Annotated in this window: 15 protein-coding genes and 1 pseudogene; 7 read left to right on the forward strand and 9 right to left on the reverse strand. The window is 64.6% G+C overall.

The window, feature by feature from the left end; genetic code table 11:
* Nucleotides 1-118 precede the first annotated feature (118 nt).
* From HMPREF1022_RS09555 to HMPREF1022_RS09585, 7 genes are all read right to left on the reverse strand, one after another.
* Entirely contained in the window at nt 119-934 is an 816-nt protein-coding gene (locus tag HMPREF1022_RS09555) for a 4Fe-4S dicluster domain-containing protein (protein WP_008681787.1), read from the reverse strand.
* 9 nt (nt 935-943) lie between these two features.
* Nucleotides 944-2,467: a hydrogenase large subunit gene (locus HMPREF1022_RS09560; RefSeq protein ID WP_009302917.1), complete on the reverse strand. Its 1,524-nt coding sequence runs from the start codon at nt 2,465-2,467 to the stop codon at nt 944-946.
* Between the two features lie 140 nt (nt 2,468-2,607).
* Nucleotides 2,608-4,104 (reverse strand): proton-conducting transporter transmembrane domain-containing protein, encoded by a 1,497-nt coding sequence (locus tag HMPREF1022_RS09565; RefSeq protein WP_008681782.1) that lies wholly within the window; start codon nt 4,102-4,104, stop codon nt 2,608-2,610.
* A 6-nt stretch (nt 4,105-4,110) separates the two neighbouring features.
* Nucleotides 4,111-4,737, reverse strand: a complete 627-nt coding sequence (locus HMPREF1022_RS09570) for a hydrogenase-4 component E (RefSeq protein WP_008681780.1) — start codon at nt 4,735-4,737, stop codon at nt 4,111-4,113.
* A 172-nt stretch (nt 4,738-4,909) separates the two neighbouring features.
* Nucleotides 4,910-5,857, reverse strand: coding sequence for a respiratory chain complex I subunit 1 family protein (locus HMPREF1022_RS09575; protein ID WP_009302919.1), 948 nt, complete (start codon nt 5,855-5,857; stop codon nt 4,910-4,912).
* Nucleotides 5,854-7,923: a proton-conducting transporter transmembrane domain-containing protein gene (locus HMPREF1022_RS09580; protein WP_009302921.1), complete on the reverse strand. Its 2,070-nt coding sequence runs from the start codon at nt 7,921-7,923 to the stop codon at nt 5,854-5,856. Before HMPREF1022_RS09580 ends, HMPREF1022_RS09575 begins: the two co-directional genes overlap by 4 nt.
* A 27-nt stretch (nt 7,924-7,950) precedes the next feature.
* Complete coding sequence (locus tag HMPREF1022_RS09585; protein ID WP_008681776.1) at nt 7,951-8,907, reverse strand: UDP-glucuronic acid decarboxylase family protein; 957 nt, start codon at nt 8,905-8,907, stop codon at nt 7,951-7,953.
* 178 nt (nt 8,908-9,085) lie between these two features.
* Between HMPREF1022_RS09585 and HMPREF1022_RS09590 the strand changes: the two genes are divergently transcribed.
* Together HMPREF1022_RS09590 and HMPREF1022_RS09595 are read left to right on the forward strand one after the other, a co-directional pair.
* On the forward strand, nt 9,086-9,949 hold the full coding sequence (locus HMPREF1022_RS09590; protein ID WP_009302923.1) for a TatD family hydrolase: 864 nt from the start codon (nt 9,086-9,088) through the stop codon (nt 9,947-9,949).
* 100 nt (nt 9,950-10,049) lie between these two features.
* Nucleotides 10,050-11,027, forward strand: a complete 978-nt coding sequence (locus HMPREF1022_RS09595; RefSeq protein WP_035061351.1) for a lipoate--protein ligase — start codon at nt 10,050-10,052, stop codon at nt 11,025-11,027.
* 83 nt (nt 11,028-11,110) lie between these two features.
* On the opposite strand, the gene HMPREF1022_RS09600 is transcribed toward HMPREF1022_RS09595, so the two are convergent.
* Nucleotides 11,111-12,457, reverse strand: coding sequence for a diguanylate cyclase domain-containing protein (locus HMPREF1022_RS09600; protein ID WP_009302927.1), 1,347 nt, complete (start codon nt 12,455-12,457; stop codon nt 11,111-11,113).
* 278 nt (nt 12,458-12,735) lie between these two features.
* On the opposite strand from HMPREF1022_RS09600, the gene gcvT reads away from it, so the two are divergent.
* From gcvT to gcvPB, 4 genes are all read left to right on the forward strand, one after another.
* Nucleotides 12,736-13,818: a glycine cleavage system aminomethyltransferase GcvT gene (gcvT, locus tag HMPREF1022_RS09605; RefSeq protein ID WP_009302929.1), complete on the forward strand. Its 1,083-nt coding sequence runs from the start codon at nt 12,736-12,738 to the stop codon at nt 13,816-13,818.
* Between the two features lie 77 nt (nt 13,819-13,895).
* Nucleotides 13,896-14,282 (forward strand): glycine cleavage system protein GcvH, encoded by a 387-nt coding sequence (gene gcvH, locus HMPREF1022_RS09610; protein WP_009302931.1) that lies wholly within the window; start codon nt 13,896-13,898, stop codon nt 14,280-14,282.
* 459 nt (nt 14,283-14,741) lie between these two features.
* Complete coding sequence (gcvPA, locus tag HMPREF1022_RS09615; protein WP_009302933.1) at nt 14,742-16,073, forward strand: aminomethyl-transferring glycine dehydrogenase subunit GcvPA; 1,332 nt, start codon at nt 14,742-14,744, stop codon at nt 16,071-16,073.
* The gene (gene gcvPB / locus HMPREF1022_RS09620) at nt 16,070-17,527 is read left to right on the forward strand and encodes an aminomethyl-transferring glycine dehydrogenase subunit GcvPB (protein ID WP_008681766.1); all 1,458 of its coding nucleotides are present in this window, start codon (nt 16,070-16,072) and stop codon (nt 17,525-17,527) included. The genes gcvPA and gcvPB overlap by 4 nt, the downstream gene beginning before the upstream one ends.
* Before the next feature lie 162 nt (nt 17,528-17,689).
* Here the strand turns inward: gcvPB and mnmA are convergent, their stop codons facing one another.
* Nucleotides 17,690-18,802: a tRNA 2-thiouridine(34) synthase MnmA gene (gene mnmA / locus HMPREF1022_RS09625; protein WP_009302936.1), complete on the reverse strand. Its 1,113-nt coding sequence runs from the start codon at nt 18,800-18,802 to the stop codon at nt 17,690-17,692.
* 277 nt (nt 18,803-19,079) lie between these two features.
* Here mnmA and HMPREF1022_RS17360 point away from each other — a divergent pair.
* Nucleotides 19,080-19,515, forward strand: a pseudogene (locus HMPREF1022_RS17360) (IS5 family transposase); the annotation flags it as partial.

Here is a 19,515-nt window from a genome sequence, read left to right on the forward strand (position 1 = left end):
GCCGCCAAAGAGGAAATCGGCAAAAAACGGGGAGGTACGGGGCGGCTCGATGCGAAAACAGGTTCCCGGGAGATACCAACGTCCGTACCAACAGCCGCGCGCGGCGGCGAAAAAGCTGTCAGTCCCGGCGGCGCAACGACAGCAAACCGTCCAGAATGCTCCAGGGATTGGGCGGGCAGCCGGGCACAAAGACATCCACGGGCGGCAGGCGGCCGCCTCCATCCAGACCCCCGTGACATTGCGGGCTTTCCCGGAACAGGCCGCCGGAAATGGCGCAGGCCCCCACGGCCACCAGCAGACGCGGCTCCGGCATGGCGGCCCACGTGTCCAGCAGAGCCCGACGCATGTTTTCCGTCACCGGGCCGGTGACCACCAGACCGTCGGCATGGCGCGGCGAGGCCGTAAATTCGATGCCGAAACGGCCCAGATCATACACCAGGGTGCCCAGCACATTGCAGTCGGCCTCGCAGGCGTTGCAGCCCCCGGCGCTGACCTGGCGCAACTTGAGGGAGCGGCGGAACAGACTGTAATCGCGGGGCGGGCACGGCGACGCGGATGCCGGAGCGGACGCGCCGGGCGGCAGGGGCGCGATGCGCAGAGCCTCCCGCCGGAAGGCGGCCAGACGGTGCTCCCCGCTGAAGTGGAAGGCCCCTTTGGGGCAGGCCGCGCGGCAGGCGCCGCAAAAAATACAGCGGCCCATGTCCAGCAGCGGGGTGCGCGCGCCGCAGGACTGACCGGGTGGGCCGGATGCAGCGGACGGGGACGGCAACAGCGCGCCTGCGGGGCAGGCCGTGAAACAGGCCCGGCAGTCGCCGCAATCCACATCCGTAAGCGTGGGACGCCCCAGATAGCGTGGCGAAAGCGCGGGCTCCCGCCGGGGATAGTCCAGCGTGCGGTATTTCTGGTGCAAGCGTTCCTTGATGATGCGCAGCATGGGCAAGCCTCACAGATCGTGGCCGCAATATGAAAGATTGAAGCTCTTGTTGCAGAGGGGAAAATCCGAGATCTGGCCTCCGCGCATGGCTAGCGCCAAGCCGGGCCAGTTGTGGAAGGACGGGTCCACGATTTTGCAGACCAGCGGTTCCCCGTTCGTGCCGGTGACGGCCAGATGGCAGATTTCGCCGCGCCACCCCTCCACCTGGGCCACGGCCAGCTTGCGGGCCGGAAGACGCGGCGGCCGCGAAAGCGCGGACACGGCGGGCGTTTCCGGACAGGCGGCCAGACGGGCCAGATCATCCCGCAGCAAGGCCAGGGAATCGTCCAGTTCATGGCTGCGCACCAGGGCGCGGGCCAGCACGTCGCCGCCGCGTTCCCGGCGCGGACCGTGATCGCCCACGGGCAGCTCCGACAGAGGGGCATGAAAGCGCGCGTCCAGATCAAGGCCGCAGGCCCGCGCGGGCACGCCCACCAGCCCCAGAACGCGGGCGTCCTCGGGGCGCAGCGCGCCGATACCCGCCAGCCGGTCGCGCACGCTGGCCGCCTCCAACATGATGTCCACCGCGCCGCGCGTGTCCCGTCCGGCCGCCCGCAGCCGCGCCGCCAGATCCTCGCAGCCCGCCGGGTCCAGATCCCAGGCCACGCCGCCGTAGCGCAGCAGGCCGCGCCCGAAACGGTTGCCGCACAAGCTGGCGGTCATGTTCAGAAAATCGCCCCGGATGCGCCCGTTCCAGGAGGAAGTGGGCAGAAAACCCGTATCCCCGGCAATGGCCCCCAGGTCGCCGCAATGGCTGGCCAGACGCTCCAGCTCCAGGCCGATGCGGCGCACAAGCTGGGCGCGTTGGGGCACGTCCGTCCCGGTCAGGCGTTCCCACAGCACGCAATGGGCCGTGGCGTGGGCCACGCTGGAATCTCCGGCCGCGCATTCCAGCAACGGCAGGCGGCGGCCCGCCGGGCCGCCCGTGAGCATGGCTTCCAGACCTCGGTGCTGATAGCCCAGGGCGATTTCCAGGTGCAATACGATTTCGCCGTGGCATTGAAAGCGGAAATGTCCCGGCTCAATGATGCCCGCATGCACCGGGCCCACGGCCACTTCATGCACTTCGCCGCCGTCCGCCCGGTAAAAGGGGTAGTCCGCCGGGGCGTCGCTCTTCGCGCCGCCCCGCATGCCGTCGGGCGTGCGGCGCACGGCCTTGAGCCAGGGATGCCCCACGGGTTCCACCCCCCATTGCTCGTATATCTCGCGCTCAAAAAGGTGAACCTGGGGGCAGTCCGGCGTGAGAGAGTCGAAGCGCTCCAGCGGCGGGGTGCGCAGCACTGTCAGCATGCGCGCGGCGTCGTGGCCCAGCACGCAGCACAGGCCCACGGGGCCGGAAGCGTCCGGACCGCGTGCGGCTTCCGGCAGTCCGAAGAAGGCCAGTACGCGCCAGCCTTCGGCCACGGCTCCGGTCAGACGGTCGCGCAGCTCCGCCGCGTCCATAAGGGGCAGATCGTCGAGATCCATGGCCTGCCGGTAATCAAAGGAAAGCATACCCAGGTCTCCTAGAGAGCATTTTGCGCTTGAAATGATCGCGTAACGGCGAAATAAATCTGCCTTGCGATACTTTCGCGGTGCGAATTTTCACGGAAAATCCGCACGGAGCGTTGAGATATTTTCAATATCAAAACGCTCTAGCCGTCGATAAGCGCCGCGCCGCGTTGCAGAAAATGCCACAGCCGGTCGGGCACCCAGAGGCCCAGCGTCAGTACGGCCAGACAGAGAGCCAGGGGCGGCAGCACGCTCAGCAAGGTCTCGTGTCGGCTCCTCGGCAAGTCCGGGGGCCGGTTGCCCTGCACCATGCGCAGCACGGCCACGGACATGCCCACGAAAATCACGGCCAGAGCCGTCAGATAGGCGGCGGCCACGCCGTAGGAGTCTTGGGCCAGCATGCCCTTGAGAATCAGGAATTCGCTGACGAAGATGCCGAAGGGCGGCGAACCGGCCACGGCCAGAAAACCCGCCGTCCAGAGCGCGCCGGTGACGGGCATGGTCCAGCGCAGGCCGCGTATGTCATAGCTGGAAAAGGTGTGATAACGGGCCAGGATGTTGCCCGCCAGCAGAAAGAGCATGCATTTGGTCAGGGAGTGGCAGACCGCATGCAACAGCGCGCCCTGGGCCGCCAAGCCGCCCAGGCCCGCGCCCAGGGCCAGAATGCCCATGTGCTCCACGCTGGAGTAGGCCAGCAGGCGCTTGTAATGGCCCTGCCCCACGATGAAAATGGCCGCCGTGATCAGAGAGAGCAGGCCGAAAAAGACCAGCAGGCCGCCGCTGAAATCGCCCAGATCCGCCGCCAGCATGATTTGGTGCCCGCGCAGGATGCCCAACAGGGCGCAGTTGAGCAGTGCGCCGGAAAGCAGGGCCGACACCAGGGACGGGGCCTGGCTGTGGGCGTCGGGCAGCCAGTTGTGCAGGGGCGCGAGGCCCATCTTGGTGCCGTAGCCCACCAGCAGAAAGATGAAGGCCGCCTTGAGCCAGGGTTGCGCGGCCGTATTCGCGTGCCGGATGAACCAGCCGACCTGGTCCATGTCCCCGGCCGGGATGCCGCTTCCGTCAGGTGCGTAAAAGGCCACGGAAAGCAGGATATTGCCCAGCAGCGCCAGGGCGATGCCCACGGAACAGATGATCAGATATTTCCAGGTGGCTTCCAACGAATGGCGGTGGCGGTGAAAATAGATCAGCGGCGCGCTGGAGAGGGTGGTGGCTTCTATGCCCACCCAGAGCGCGCCCAGATGCGGGGTAGTGGTCACCAGGCTCATGGCCGCCAGAAAGAAGCAGAGACAGGCCGTGAAGCGGCGCTCCGGGGCGTTGGTGAAGGGGCGGCCGTCCTGGATGCAGGTGCGTTCCTCAAAGTTTTCCTCTTCACGCAGATAGCCCACGGCGTAGATGGAGGCCGCCAGAAACAGCAGGCTGGCCAGCGCCAGAAAAAGCGCACCCAGCGCGTCCGGGGCCAGCAGGCCGCCCAGAGCGCAGGGCTGTTCGCCTCGCGCCACGCGCGCAACGGTCAGCAGAGACAGCGTGACGTGCCCAAGAGCCGTGAGCGGCAACAGTCCCCGGCAGAAGGCGGCGTTGCCCACCAGCAGCATGATCAGGCCCGCGCCGAGCGGGAGAAAAAGCAGAGCTTCCAGCATGCGCGTCTAGTCCCTGAGGCTGCGAAAGCGCCCCACGTCAATGGATTCAAAGGTTTCGCCGATGTGATTGATGGCGATGCCCATGACGAAAACCGCCACAAAAATGTCCAGCAACAGGGCCAGTTCGAACCAGACCGCGCCTGCGGTCATCAGCGGCACGCCCAGCAGAAAAATGCCGTTTTCCGCCACCAGATAGCCGATGACCTGCGAAAGGGCCGTGGTCCTCCCCACGACCAGGATCAGCCCACAGAACAGAGTGGTCAGGGCCGTGGGCAGCAGCAGCGGCGGAAAAAGCCCCGGCAGGATGGACAGCCGGGCCTCCAGCCAGAACGAGAAGACCAGCCCGGACATGCCCGCCAGAATGCCCAGCCCGATGTGCAGGCGGGGCCTGAGGCCCGCCCCGGCGCGCAGGCGCTTCCGGGTGCGCGTGAGCAGGCCGGGCAGCAGCAGGCCCTTGATCAGCAGCACGGCTCCGGCCAGCAGGGCATGATCCAGACACAGCAGCAGGGCCGCCAGCAGAATGCCCTGAAAAGCCGTGAGCCGGATCAGAGCCGGCAGACGCGGCGCGCCCAGCAGCAGAAGATTGTTGAGCAGCAGCAGAAAAAGCACTGTGGGGAGGAACGTCGTGGTCATTGTCCGCCTCGCCTGGAACAGCTTAGAGCGTTTTGATATTGAAAATATCTTAACGCTCTGTGCGGATTTTCCGTGAAAATCCGTACCGCGAAAGTATCGCAAGGCGAATTTACTTCGCCGTTACGCGATAATTTCAAGCGCAAAATGCTCTATCGTTGAAACGCCGCGCATTTCAGCGAACCTGGGTCAGAATCAGGGCCAGGGCCGCCAGAGCCGCCGTGCCGCCCAACAGCTGGGGGACGCGCGTCAGGCGCAGGCGGGCCATGACGGATTCCACCACGCCCACCACCGCCGCCAGTCCCGGAATGACGGCCAGCCACAGACCGGCCTGCTGCCAGAGCGGCAGCGGCGGCACCAGCAACCCGGCGATGAGCGCCGCGAAAAACCAGAGCTTGAGCGCCGCCCCATATATGATCATGGCCAGGTTGGGGCCGGAGTGGTCCAGCACCATGGCCTCGTGGATCATGGTCAGTTCCAGATGGGTGTTGGGGTCGTCCACCGGGATGCGGCAGTTCTCCACCAGCAACAGCACAAAGAACACCGCCGGAATCAGCAACAGCTCCGCGCGGCCCAGCAGCCAGGCCCCGGCGGCCTGTCCGCCGAACATGCCCGACAGGGAGAAGGACGCGGCCGGGTCCAGGCCGTGGTGCAGGTCGAGGCTCAGGCTGGTCAGCACCAGAAAGGCCAGAAACAGAACGGGTTCGGCCAGAGCCGAAAAGGCGGCTTCACGGCTGGCACCCATGCCCTCGAAGGAGGAGCCCGTATCCAAGGCCGCCAGAATCAGGGCGAAGCGCCCCATGCCCAGCAGATAGGCGGCCAGCAGAAAGTCCCCGCTGAAACCCAGCGGCGAGGGCGCGCCGCCCAGGGGCAGCAGGGCCAGAGCGCAGAGCGTGGCGGCCAGGGCCACGCCGGGCCCGGCGGCGAAGGTCCAGGTGGCGGTGCGGCTGATGACCTCGCCCTTGCGCAGCAGCCGGGCCAGATCATAGTAGGTTTGCAGCAGGGGCTTGCCCCTGCGCCCGGCCGTCTTGGCCTTGACCCGATTGATGATGCCGGGCAGCAGCGGGGCCAGGGCCAGGGCCAGCAGCAGCTGGACGAGATAGGCGGAAATGTTCTGGCTCATACGCCCAGCCCCCATATCAGCAGGCCCACCACCGTGGCCAGAATATAGAGGATATACAGATGAATCTTGCCGTGCTGGATGATTTTACAGGCATTGCAGAGGCGTTCCACGGCTTCGAACAGGGGCGTGAACAGACCGCTGCGCAGACGATCCGGCGCGGTCACGCTCAGCCCGGCCCGGCCGGGGAAAAGCCCCTCGATCATCGGGCGGCGAACCTTGAGCCCCATGGCTGGGGCGAAAATCCGCGCCAGCGGCTCGGAAAAGGAGGCGTCCGTATACTGGATGCGCGCTGAACCCGCCTGAAAGCCGCAGCCCCATGTCTGCTCCGTCCGCTCCATTTGCGCCGCCGCGCCGCGCCGCCGCAGCAGCCATTTGCGGCCCAGCAGCAGCGCCAGGGACAGCAGCAGGCCACCCCCGCCCAGCATGGAAACCATGCCGAGGCTCCCGCTCGCCTGGGCCTGGACTTCCAGCGCGCCGGGAATCAGACCTTGCGGCGGGGGGACGGCGTGCAGGGCAGTTTGCGCGGCCAGGCCGAAAAAGCTCGGGGCCAGCAGGCCGCCCGCCACGCAGGCCAGGGCGGGCAGGGACAGCGGCCAGAGCGTGCGCCAGGAGACGGCGTGGGCATTGGCCGCGAAGCCCGTGCGGGCCTCGCCCAGAAACGTCATGCCGTAAGCCTTGGCATAGAGGGCGGCGGCCAGGCCGCTGATCAGGGCCAGACCCGTCAGGGCCAGCAGCAGGCCCATCTGCCGCTCCACGCCGGGCAGGGTCGGGCCGTCCAGCATGGAAAGGGCCAGCACAAATTCTCCGGCAAAACCGCTCAGGGGCGGCAGGCAGGCGATGGCCGCCGCGCCCAGGGCGAAGGCCGCGCCCAGCAGGGGCAGGCGCTTCTGCAAGCCGCCCAGCAGTTCCATGCGCACCGTGCCCGTGGCGTGCAGCACTTCGCCCGCGCAGAGAAAGAGCAGGCCCTTGAAACCCGCGTGGTTGAGCATGTGCAGCAGTGCGCCCGCGAAGCCCAGCAGGGCGATCCAGGCGTTGCCCGAGGCCTTGCCGATGAGCCCGGCCCCCACGCCCATGAACATGAGGCCCATGTTCTCCACGCTGGAATAAGCCAGCAGGCGCTTGAGGTTGCTCTGGGCCAGCGCTTTCAGAATGCCCATCAGGCCGGTGCCCAGGCCCAGCAGAAGCAGACACCAGCCCCACCATTCGGGCGCGGCGCCTGGAGCCGCCAGTATGCCCAGACTGCGGATCAGCCCGTACAGTCCGGCGTTGATCATGGCCCCGGACAGCAGGGCCGAGACATGGCTGGGCGCGGCGGGATGGGCCTCGGGCAGCCAGACGTGCAGGGGCGCGAGCCCGGCCTTGGCCCCGAAGCCCAGCACGGCCAGCAGGAACAGCGCGGTCATGACGCCCGGCCCGGCCGCGCGCAGGGCCGCGCCGTCGCGAAGCGCGTCCAGCGCCGTGACGCCCGAGCTCTGCCAGAGCAGGCCGAAAAAGGCGATCAGGGCCACGGCCCCCAAATGCGCGGCCACCAGATAGACCCAGGAGGCGTCGCGCACCTTGCTGTCGCCGTCGTTGAAATCAATCAGAAAGAAAGGAGCCAGGGACATGATTTCCCAGGCCAGCAGAAAAAGCACGGCGTCGCGCGCGCTCATGACCAGGGCCATGCCCAGCAGCAGAAGCAGATAAAAGAACCAGTGCGCGCCCAGATTGTGCATACGCGGCGAAACGTGCCGCAGGGAGAGGCCGCCGGAAAGGGCGCAGACCAGTCCCAGGCCGAAAACCGGCAGCAGAAAAAGGCGGCTCAAGGAGTCCAGACCCAGGACGCACGCGCCCACGGGCAGTCCCCAAGGCAGGGCCGGCGACAGACTGTCGACGGCCTCCCAGGGGCCGACGGCCAGGGCGCAGAGCCCGATCAGGCACCCCAGGGCCGCGCCCAGCGAGCCGAACCGGTTGACGGCCCGTCCCCAGGCCGCGCCAAAAGGCCGCAGGGCCGCCGCGATGGCCAGCAGGCCTGTCGCCAGCGCCGTCCCCGCCAGAATCAGAAGGGCCGTGAGAAAGAGTTCCATGCGCTGTTCCGGATGTTCTCGGCCGGGCTACGCCAAGCCCTGCCGCAACTGTCCCTCGAAGTAGGCAACGGTTTTTTTCAGGCCTTCTTCCAGGGGCACCACGGGCTCCCAGCCCAGCATCTTCCGGGCCAGGGAAATATCGGGCCGCCGCTGCTTGGGATCGTCTCCGGGCAAGGGTTCATAGCTGATGACCGAACCGCTGCCGGTAAGGGCCACCACCTTTTCAGCCAGTTCCCTGATGGTGAATTCGCCGGGATTGCCCATGTTCATGGGGCCGGTGAAGTCGTCGGACGAGGCCATGAAACGCAGCATGCACTCCACTAGGTCGTCCACATAGCAGAAGGAACGGGTCTGGCTGCCGTCGCCGTAAATGGTGATGGGTTCGTTTTTCAGGGCCTGGATGATGAAGTTGGACACCACGCGGCCGTCGTTGGGATGCATCTTGGGACCGTATGTATTGAAGATGCGGCCCACTTTGATGGGCAGGTTGCCCTGCCGCCGGTAGGCGAAAAAGAGCGCCTCGGCGCAGCGCTTGCCTTCATCGTAGCAGGAACGGATGCCGTTGGGATTCACATGGCCCCAGTAGTCCTCGGTCTGCGGATGCACTTCCGGATCGCCGTATACCTCGCTGGTGGAGGCCTGATAGATGCGCGCGCCCAGCCGCTTGGCTAGGCCGAGCATATTGATGGCCCCGTGCACGCAGGTCTTGATGGTCTGCACCGGGTCGTGCTGATAATGCACGGGCGAGGCCGGGCAGGCCAGATTGTAAATCTCGTCCACCTCCACGTAGAGCGGGAAGGTGACGTCGTGGCGGATCAGCTCAAAACGCTTGTTGTCCATGAACTCTTCCACATTGGCCCGCGCGCTGGAAAAGAAATTGTCCACGCAGATCACTTCGTGCCCCTGATCGAGCAGACGCTCACAGAGGTGCGACCCCAGAAAGCCCGAACCGCCGGTGACCAGAACCCGTTTACGCAGATGCATGTTTCCCCCGGAAAGACTGTAGCCGGACGCCGCCGCGTTCAGGCGGCGGTGCCCGTAATGCAGATATATTACTCTCAATGCCCGCCGCTGGCAACGCCGCCCGACGGCCGTGCCGCGTGGTTCCCGCTTTACTTGCCTCGTTGCCGGAGCATTGCTATGTTTCCCCGCGAGGTTACGCATGGGACACAAAAAAGTGGAGCGTATTGACCCCCTGAGCCGGGCTTTGCCCCTGGGCGGGGTGGACAGCCACGCGCATCTGGACGATCCGGACTTCGATCCGGACCGTGAGGATGTTCTGGCCCGGGCCCGCGCGGCAGGGCTGGCCAACGTGGGCAACGTCTTTCTGGGGCCTGATGATTTCGTCGCGCGCCGGGCTTTGTTCGACAAGCATCCGGAAGTCTTTTTTCTGCTGGGCATCCATCCCTGCGACGGGCGGAACTGCACGCCGGAGAGCCTGGCGGCCATGCGCGCGGCCTTTGCGACGGAGCCGCGCCTGCGGGCCGTGGGCGAAATCGGCCTGGACTTCCACTGGCAGGACTGCCCCAAGGAGTTGCAGTTCAAGGCGTTCACTGAACAGCTGGATCTGGCCCGCGAGCTGGACGCCCCCGTGGTCATTCACTGCCGCGAGGCCGAGGACGAATGTCTCATGACCCTGGAGGCGCGCGGTTTTGCCGGATATCCGCTGCTCTGGCACTGCTTCGGGGGCGGCCCGGCTCTGGCCCGTCGCATTCTGGACAACGGCTGGCACATTTCCGTGCCCGGCCCGGCGACCTACCCGGCCAATGCGGCGTTGCGTCAGGCCGCGGCGATCATTCCGGCGGACCGCCTGCTGCTGGAAACCGACTCCCCCTATCTTTCACCCATACCCTGGCGCGGCAAGCGCAACGAACCGGCCCTGACAGTGTTCACCGCCAGGACTGTGGCCGAGGCGCGCGGCGTCGCGCCGGAAGAACTCTGGCTGGCCTGCGGGGAAAACGCACGCCGCTTTTTCAAGCTGAATCAGGGCGTTTTGGCATTGAAAATGTCTGACTGCTCAGCATAGTATACTCTAATGACCGATGCCTGCGATCCTGTTCAGCGGCGCGTATGCCACCGTGACGCGCCCCGGACAGGCCGGATACCAGGGGCATGACGAGGCCGCCATGGAATTTCTGACATTTTCTTCGCTGGACCCCGCTTTTAATCTGGCTCTTGAAGAGCGGCTTTTTGATTCCCTGCCGCCGGAACATCCCGGACTTTTCATGCTCTGGCAGAATGGCCCTTCCATTATTGTGGGCCGCCACCAGTGCACCGCCGAGGAAGTCAACGCCGATTTCGTACGGCGCGAAAATCTGCCGGTGGTACGGCGCATCACCGGCGGCGGCGCGGTCTACCATGATACGGGCAATCTCAATTTTTCCTTCATTGAAAACGCCAACGGCCAGGAGCGGGTGAATTTCCGGCGTTACCTGGAACCGGTGCGCGAAGCCCTGTACGATGTGGGGGTGCGGGCCGAAATTTCGGGCCGCAATGACCTGGAAGTGGACGGACGCAAGATATCGGGCAGCGGCCAGCGGATTCACCGGGGCAAGGTGCTGCACCACGGCACCCTGCTGGTGGACGTGGATTTCGGGCGCCTGAGCGAGGCGTTGAGCGTGGATCCGGAGAAAATCCGCTCCAAGGGCGTGGCCTCGGTACGGGCCAGGGTCTGCAATCTTTCCGAATGCTGGACGCCGGGCACGGACATGGGCACGCTCAAATGTTGCCTGCTGCGCCATTGCGCCGCAAGCGCCGCCCGTCTGAACATGGGGGATTACGCCGCGGCCCAGGCTCTGGCCGACAGCAAATACCGGCAGTGGAGCTGGAACTACGGCGCTTCGCCGGCCTTCACCGAGGAAAAGCGCCGTCGTTTTCCCTGGGGCGGTGTGAACCTGCGGCTGAGCGTGCGCAACGGTCGGATCGCGGATTGCCGGATTTACGGCGATTTCTTCGCCAATGCCGAAATCGAGGATCTGGAAAACATGCTTGCCGGGTTGCAGCATGAGCCCGGAGCCTTGGCCGAAGCCCTGGAAGACGTGCCTTGGGAATTGTATTTCAGCGGCTGCGATCCGGAGGAAATGCGCCGCTTTTTTGCGGAATAAGAACGCATTGGCTTCCACCGCCGCCGGGCGCGATGAGAGCATTTTAACGTTGATCCGCTCTGGCGCCGCCGCGCGGGCGGCGTTCAGGCTTGGGCGCTCCCGCACGCCCGTTCGGCTCCATGCCGCCGTTTGTCCTCATACATCCGGGCGTCGGCCGTTTTCATCAGCGCGTCATAATTCTTGCCCTCGGCGGGAAATTCCGCCCAGCCCGTGCTGCTGGAGATCCCTGCGGGCATGCCGTCGAGCAGGACCGGTTCGCGCAGACTTTCCCGGATGCGCCGCAGCAGTTCCGGCACCGCGTCCCGGCCGCCGCCCGTGACGACCACGGCCGCGAATTCGTCGCCGCCCACGCGGGCAAGAGCTGCCTGGGGCCCCAGGGCGGAGCGCAGGCGCCGCGCGAACTCCTTGAGTACCGTATCCCCCCAGAAATGGCCCAGCGTGTCGTTGCAGGCTTTGAACGCGTTCAGGTCCATATACAGAAACACAAAGTGCGCGGGCTGCGGCGCGCGGCAGAGCGCATCCACCACCCGGTTCAGCTTGCGGCGGTTGTACAGGCCGGTCAGATCGTCAGTCTCCGCGGCTTGGCGCAGCAGGCGTTCCTTTTCCCGCCGCTGGTGCGCCACGACGGCGCACAGCCCGCTGATGACGAAGCCCAGGCCCAGTTGAAGGGGGAGCTCCCTTGTGTCTACCCAGCCGCCTTCCGGGGCAAGGCTGAGCGTCCAGGCATGGTTGGGCACCTGGATGCCGTAGTCCACAGGCCGTCCGGAGGGCATGACGCCGCTCTGGGCGATTGTCAGGTCATCGCCGTGTTCCCCCCGGCAGTGCAGGCGGTAGGCGTAGCCCTCCTGCCGCAACGCGTCCAGAAAGACCGGTTTCAGGGCCTCGGGCAGGTCCAGGATCAACGCCGCGAACCCCCAGAATTTTTCCCGCCCGTCGGCCTCGGTCAGAAAAATGGGATTGCGCGCCACCAGTCCCAGGCCGCCTTGGAAAAGGCTGTATGGGCCCGATAAAACAATGCTGCGGCTGTTGACGGCCAGCAGAGCATCGGCCCGGCGTTTGGGGTTGGTGAAAACGCTTGTGCCCATGACCGCTTCATTGCCCTCGCGGGGATAGCAATAGGTCACGACGCCGTCCGGCAGATACTGGACGGCCCGGATGCCCGCGCCGTCGGCCAGCGATCTGGCCAGATCCTCAAAGACTGTTTCCGGTATGTGCCCGTGTCCGGCGATGATCACGGATTCCAGCACGTCGGTTTTGTGAAAAAGCCCGCCCATCAGCGTTTCCAGGCGAGCGCTGTACACTTCGGCGGTGTGCAGGGCGTCCGTCCGCCGATGATCGGCCGAGGACCACGCGGCATAGGCGACGAAGGCGATGGTAAGCAGCACGCCGGTCAAAAAGACCGGGAAATGCAGAGGGCGGACCTTGGGCATGTAATGTTTCCGAAAGAAGGCGCTTGAAAAGGAGGCTGTCGAAGAACCCGCGCATGTCCGGGCAGTTCATTTTCTTATGCTCCATATGCCGCAAGGGTCAAGGCGCCTTGGGCGACGGCCCCGGCGTCTTTTTTGCCGCGTTGTCAGGTTTGCGCGGCATGCCGGGCTTCTTGTGCCCCGCCTCCGGACATGGTAAAGTACACGCGCCCATCACAGGCTGCCCGACGGGCTCCGGCCGCTTACGGCCGCGTTGAAGACACTGCAGCAAAGGAGAATCCATGTCGGAACTGCGTACGCCGCTCACTTCCTGGCATGAGGCCCATGGGGCCAAAATGGCGCCTTTCGCCGGTTGGCTCATGCCCATCCAGTACGAGGGCATTCTGATCGAGCATCAACACACCCGTCAGCATGCCGGTCTTTTCGACATCTGCCATATGGGCGAATTCCGCATTGAGGGGCCGGGCGCGGATGAGGCGCTGTCCCGCGCGGTGAGCCACAACCTGGCCACCCTTGCGCCGGGCAAATGCCGTTACGGCTTTCTGCTCAACGCCGAAGGCGGCGTGCTGGACGATTGCATCATTTATCGCTTCGGCCCGGACGCTTTCATGATCGTGGTCAACGCGGCCTGCGCAGCCGGGGATTTTGCGGCTCTGCGCGAGCGCCTGCCCCAAAGCGTGGCCCTCACCGACCTTTCCGCCGTCACGGCCAAGGTCGACCTGCAGGGGCCGGAGTCCGTGGGCGTGCTGGAAGCCGCGCTCAACGAGAATTTTCATGACCTGCCCTATTTCGGCTTCCGGGAAACGACCTTTGACGGCGCGCCTCTGCTGGTCAGCCGCACGGGCTACACCGGCGAACTGGGTTTTGAGCTTTATCTGCCCTGGGACAAGGCCGAGTCCTTCTGGACGGCCCTGCTCAAGGACGAACGGGTCAAACCCGTGGGCCTCGGCGCGCGCGACACTTTGCGCCTGGAGGCCGGGTTGCCCCTCTACGGGCACGATCTGGACGACAAACACTCTCCGGCCGAGGCGGGCATGGGCCGCATGCTGACCAGCACGGCCGACTATGTGGGCAAGGAAGGCGCGCAGCGCGTGCGCGAGGTGCTGGTGCCTCTGCGCATTGAAGGCCGCCGTTCCGCGCGGCACGGCGACGTTCTGGCTCTGCCCGGCGGCCCGGAAGTGGGCCGGGTGACCAGCGGTTCCTTTGCGCCCTCGCTGGGCTGCGTCATCGCTTTTGCCTGGGTGGACGCGGCTCAGGCCGAACATGCGGATTTCGTGGTCCGCACGGCCCGCAGCGAACTGGCGGCCCGCCGCGCGGATCTGCCTTTCTACAAAGAAGGCACGGCCCGCAAAAAATTGCAGTAGGCGCGGAGCCTTTGCCCGCGCAAGGCTTTTGATTTCACATAACCAACACATTTTATGCAGTGTAAAGGGGAAACACCATGTCCAACGCTCCCGCCGATCTTCTCTACAGCAAAAGTCATGAATGGGCCCGCCTGGAAGGCGAAGAAGCCGTTATCGGCATCACCCATTTCGCCCAGGAATCCCTCGGCGACATCACCTATGTGGAACTGCCGCAGGCGGGCGACGCCCTGGCCGTGGACAAGGAATTCGGCTCCGTGGAATCGGTCAAGGCCGCCAGCGACCTGGTCTCGCCGGTGAGCGGCGAAGTGGCCGAGGTGAACGCCGTTCTGGAGGATGCCCCGGAAAAATGCAACAGCGATCCTTACGGCGAAGGCTGGCTGGTGCGCGTGAAGCTGTCCGGCAAGCCCGAGGGCCTGATGGACGCGGCGGCGTATGAGGCTTTCTGCGCAACAGAGGCTCACTAGGAGCTGTTTCTAAATTGGTTCTTTTGTCTGCCGGCTTCGTCAAACGTCGCTTTTCACTCCGGCCGAATACCAGAAGAGTATACTCCCGTCGTAAAAAGCTCGTTTTCCTCGCTGGAAAGGCAAAACTCCCTGATTTAGAAACAGCTCCCAGGAAAATACTGAGTAATGGTCTTTTTGCGCTCTGCCCGCGTCCGGCTCATTCCGTGCGAAGGTCGGGTTTGAATATACTCCCTCCGCCCGCGGTTCGCCGCCCTTGGCAGAGAACAAAAATTTTCATTACTCAGCGCTTCCCTTGAGCAGATTCCTTTGAAATGCTCCGGGGCTGTTTCTAAGGAAGCGCTGATGTCATTTTGATTGACGTAGCGGTTTCTTGGATATGTTTTGTAAAACTAACTGGTTTTGCAAAAGACGCGCAACGTTGCAGGGCAAGCCGCAAGGCAGGTTCAAAAAGGAGTAAACATGCCCTATATTCCACACACGCCGGACGATCTCCAGGAAATGCTCTCCGTGGTCGGCGTGCGCACCCTGGATGACCTTTTCGCCGACATTCCGCAGGACATGCGGCCCAAAAGTTTCAAACTGCCCAAGGGGCAGGGTGAAGCCTCGGTCTGTGCCTATTTCGAGGACCTGGCCGCCAAAAACCGTCCGGAAATGATCTCCTTCCTGGGCGCGGGTTATTATGCCCACCAGATCCCCAAGGCCGTGGACGCCCTGGCCGGACGCAGCGAGTTCTATACCGCCTACACGCCCTACCAGGCGGAATGCTCCCAGGGCACCCTGCAGGCCATTTTTGAATTCCAGACGGCCATCAGCCGCCTGCTGGACATGGACTGCGCCAACGCCTCGGTCTACGACGGCGGCACCGCCCTGTTCGAAGCGGCCATGATGGCCGTGCGCGCCACCCGGCGGCGCGTGCTGGTGGTGGACGAGGCCGTGAACCCCATCTGGCGGATCATGCTCGGCACCTATATGTCCAGCCTGGACCTGGAACTGAAGACCGTGCGCCAGCGTGACGGCGTGAGCGACATGGACGCGCTGATGGCCGCCGTGGACGACAACTGCGCGGCCGTGCTGGTGCAGAATCCCAACTTCTTCGGCGCGGTGGCCGACTATACGGAACTTTTCGCCAAGGCCCGCGCGCGCAAGGCCTTCGGCATCATCTCCGTGTACCCGGTCATGCAGGCCGTGCTCAAAACTCCCGGCGAAATGGGGGCCGACGTGGCCGTGGCCGAGGCCCAGAGCCTGGGCCAGCCGTTGTCCTTCGGCGGTCCCTATCTGGGCGTCATGACCTGCCGCAAAGAGCACATCCGCCAGTTCCCCGGCCGCATCGCGGGCCGCACCACGGATCTGGACGGCAAAACCGGCTACGTGCTGACCCTCCAGGCCCGCGAGCAGCACATCCGCCGCGCCAAGGCCACATCCAACATCTGCTCCAACCAGGCTCTCTGCGCCCTGCGCGCCCTGATCCACATGAGCCTGCTGGGACCGGAAGGTCTGACCCGCCTGGCGGAAAACAACATGGCGCTGGCCCGCTATGCCGTGGAGCGGCTCACGGCCCTCAAGGGCGTGGAGCTGCTCAACGACGCGCCCTTCGGCAATGAAGTGGCCCTGCGCCTGCCCATGCCCGCCGAAACCTTGGTGGACACGCTCACCAGCCACGGCTGCGTGCCGGGCTATCCCGTGGGCCGCTACTATCCGGGCATGGAAAACGTGCTGCTGCTGGCCTGCACCGAGCTCAACAGCCGCCGCCAGATCGGCTTTCTGGCCGAAACCGTGGGAGGTCTGCTGTGAAAACCATTTTCGCCAAATCCGTGCCCGGCCGCCGCGCCTGGGAGATAGATTCCGACGCGCCCACGGCCGCGCAGATGCTGCCCGCCGGTCTGCTGCGCAAAGATCCCCCGCGTCTGCCCGAGTGTTCGGAGCTGGACGTGGTGCGGCACTTCACCGGGCTTTCCAAGCTCAACTACAGTGTGGACGCCAATTTTTATCCCCTTGGCTCCTGCACCATGAAGTACAATCCCAAGTTCACCGAATACGTGGCCGCGCTGCCCGGCTTCAGCCGCCTGCATCCGTTGCTGGCCCAGCTCTCGCGCGGGGCGGCCTGCACGCAGGGCGCACTGCAATGCCTCTATGAGGCCGAGCGCTGGCTGTGCGAGCTCACGGGCATGAAGGCCTTCACCTTCCAGCCCATGGCCGGGGCCAACGGCGAATTCACGGGCGTCAAGCTCATCGCGGCCTATCACAAGGCCAAAGGCCGCAATCGCAAAAAGATGCTCATTCCGGACGCGGCCCACGGCACCAATCCGGCTTCCGCCGCGCTGGCCGGTTTTGAGACCGTGAACATCGAGTCCCGCGACGGCATGGTGGATCCGGACGCCTTGGCCGCGGCCATTGCCGAGCACGGCGAGGACGTGGCCGGTCTGATGATGACCTGCCCCAACACGCTGGGCCTCATGGAGCTGTACCTGCCGCGCATCGTGGAAGAATTGCGCAAGGTGGACGCGTTGCTCTATTACGACGGCGCCAACATGAACGCCATTATGGGCAAGATGCGCGTGGGCGACGTGGGTTTTGACGTGGTGCATCTCAATGTGCACAAGACCTTGGGCACCCCGCACGGCGGCGGCGGCCCCGGCGCCGGTCCGGTGGGCGTGGGCGAACGCCTGCTGCCCTTCCTGCCCGCGCCGCGCGTGGCCCTGCGCGAGGACGGCAGCTATTATCTTGATTACAATCTGCCCCGGTCCATCGGCTACATGGGGCCGTTCTACGGCAGTTTCGGCGTTGTGGTGAAAGCCTTGGCCTACATGCTGCGCCTGGGCGGCGAAGGCCTGACCCGTGCTTCGGAATACGCGGTGCTCAATGCCAACTACCTTAAAAAACGCCTGGAAGACATACTGGACGTGCCCTTTGCCGACCGGCTCTGCGCCCATGAGTTCGTGGCCTCCGCGCCCGAAGGCACCCGCGCCCTGGACATTGCCAAGGCCCTGTTGGACCGGGGCTTCCATGCGCCGACCATCTACTTCCCGCTGATCGTCAAGGAATGCCTGATGGCCGAGCCCACGGAAACTGAAAGCAAGGAAACCCTGGACGCGTATGTGGATGCCCTGCACGAGATCATCGCCCAGGGCAACGCCGATCCGCAGAGTCTGGCGGACGCGCCTATCGGCCTGCCGGTGCGCCGCCTGGACGAAACCGCGGCCGCGCGCCGGATGGTCCTCACCGAGGATATGGAACAGGGCCGGTAAGCCCGTCTTCAGATATTCCCGTTGTTGCAAAAGGCCGGAGCAAAACTCCGGCCTTTTGTCGTTCGGGAAGAGGGGAATTGCCGCACGGAGTGATAGGTCGCCCTTTGTTCAGCCAGACGCATGGGATGGGGTTTGCCGCGCACAGATTTTCCGCATTTCAGTTTACCTGATTTCTTTCACAACGCCCCCGGCCAACACCCGGCCCCCGGCGTCGTAAAGGGCCGCCACCTGGCCCGGCGCGCTGGGAAACTGGGGCGCTTCCAAGGTAATCCGCAAGCGCTCGCCGTCCAGGACTGCCTGGGCCGGGACGGCCCGCTGGCGGTGGCGCAGACGGGTCAGCACTTCTTCGGGCCAATATTCCGGCGGCACAAGAATATTGGCCGGCCCGGTCAGGCAGGCGCGCATGCCCAGCAGGGCGCGCGGCCCCACGATCAGGGCATTGCCCGCCCTGTCCTTGCGCAGCACATACAGCGGCTCGCTGTGGGCGATGCCCAGGCCCTTGCGCTGGCCCTCGGTGTAGCGCCAGAGACCCTGATGCCGTCCGATTTCGCGCAAGCCGTCCGTCGCACCGCCGGGCTCTGAGGCCAGCAGTACCGGGCCTTCTCCGGGGGGGGGCAGGCCTTGGACGCGCCATTGCGCGGTCAGAAAAGGCCGGTAGGCGGCATCGTTTTCCGGCACGAAGCAGATGTCCTGGCTTTCACGGGGCAGGGGCACGGCCAGACCAGCAGCGGCTACCAGGGCCACGCTTCGGGCCTTGTCCTGGTCCGCCAGGGGAAAGAAGGCATGGCGCAGGCGCGCGGCGGGCACCAGGCTGAGAAAATAACTCTGATCTTTGGCCCTGTCGTGCGCGGCGGCCAGAACCGGCGGCGCGTCCTTCTCCCCGTTGCGCCCCGGCAGCAGGCGGGCGTAATGGCCGGTAGCAAGCTTGTCCGCGCCCAGAGCCAGGGCCGCGTCCAGCAGGGCTCCGAATTTGACGGCCCGGTTGCAGCGCGCGCAGGGATTGGGCGTGCGCCCTTCGGCATAGGACCTGGCAAAGGGAATCATGACCTCGCGCTGAAAAACGGCGCGCAGATCCACTGTGTGCAGGGGAATGTCCAGGTCCCGGCAGGCGGCTTCAAGGCCCGGCAGTGGATCACAGGCGCCGCCGGGCCGGGGATGGGACTGTTCCGGCAGAAAGAAGCCGTGCAGGGCCAGCACATCGTGCCCGGCCCGGCGCAGAAGCAGCAGGGCGCAGAGGCTGTCCACGCCGCCGCTCACGGCTACGGCAATGCGCATGGGCAATCTCCGGGGGCTGTTCCTAGAGCATTTCGACCTTGAAATGCTCTAACGAGGCTGCGATAGCAGCCTCGCGCCACGAAGCCGCAAGCGCAAGTTATTTGCGCTGTTGCCTCTCCCGTTAGCGAGTCTTCGAGCTTTACGGGCGAGGACAGCATAGCTAAGCGGCGGAGTAAGCGTGTCTTTAACTTTGGAATGCGCAGCATTTCAAGGTTAATCTGCTCTAGGGCCTGTTAACACTATTTGACAAAGAGCGAGTATTCCGTAAGAATGTCTTATGCAAATTACTCGCGAACAATATGAGAGAATCGCTGACTGCTTCCCGCGCCAAAGAGGTAATGTCCATTTTGACAATCTCCAGGTGTTGAATGCGATTCTGTACGTTGCGGAGCATGGGTGTAAATGGCGTGGACTGCCGAAAAATTTTGGCTGTTGGCACAGCATCTACACGCGCATGAACCGCTGGAGCAAGAACGGAGTTCTTGACCGTATATTTGAACGCCTTCAACAAGAGCAGATACTCCGCCTTAAAATAGAAGCAGTTTCTCTCGACAGTACTATTGTTAAGGTTCATCCCGATGGAACAGGGGCCTTAAAAAAACAGGTCCGCAGTCCATCGGAAAGTCCAGAGGCGGCTGGACGACCAAGCTTCATATGGTTGCCGCGAATGCTGAATGCGCGTTGAATTTCAGCCTCACTCCCGGCAACGCCGG

Origin of the sequence: Desulfovibrio sp. 6_1_46AFAA (assembly GCF_000224635.1) — a bacterium.
Classification (GTDB): domain Bacteria; phylum Desulfobacterota; class Desulfovibrionia; order Desulfovibrionales; family Desulfovibrionaceae; genus Desulfovibrio; species Desulfovibrio fairfieldensis.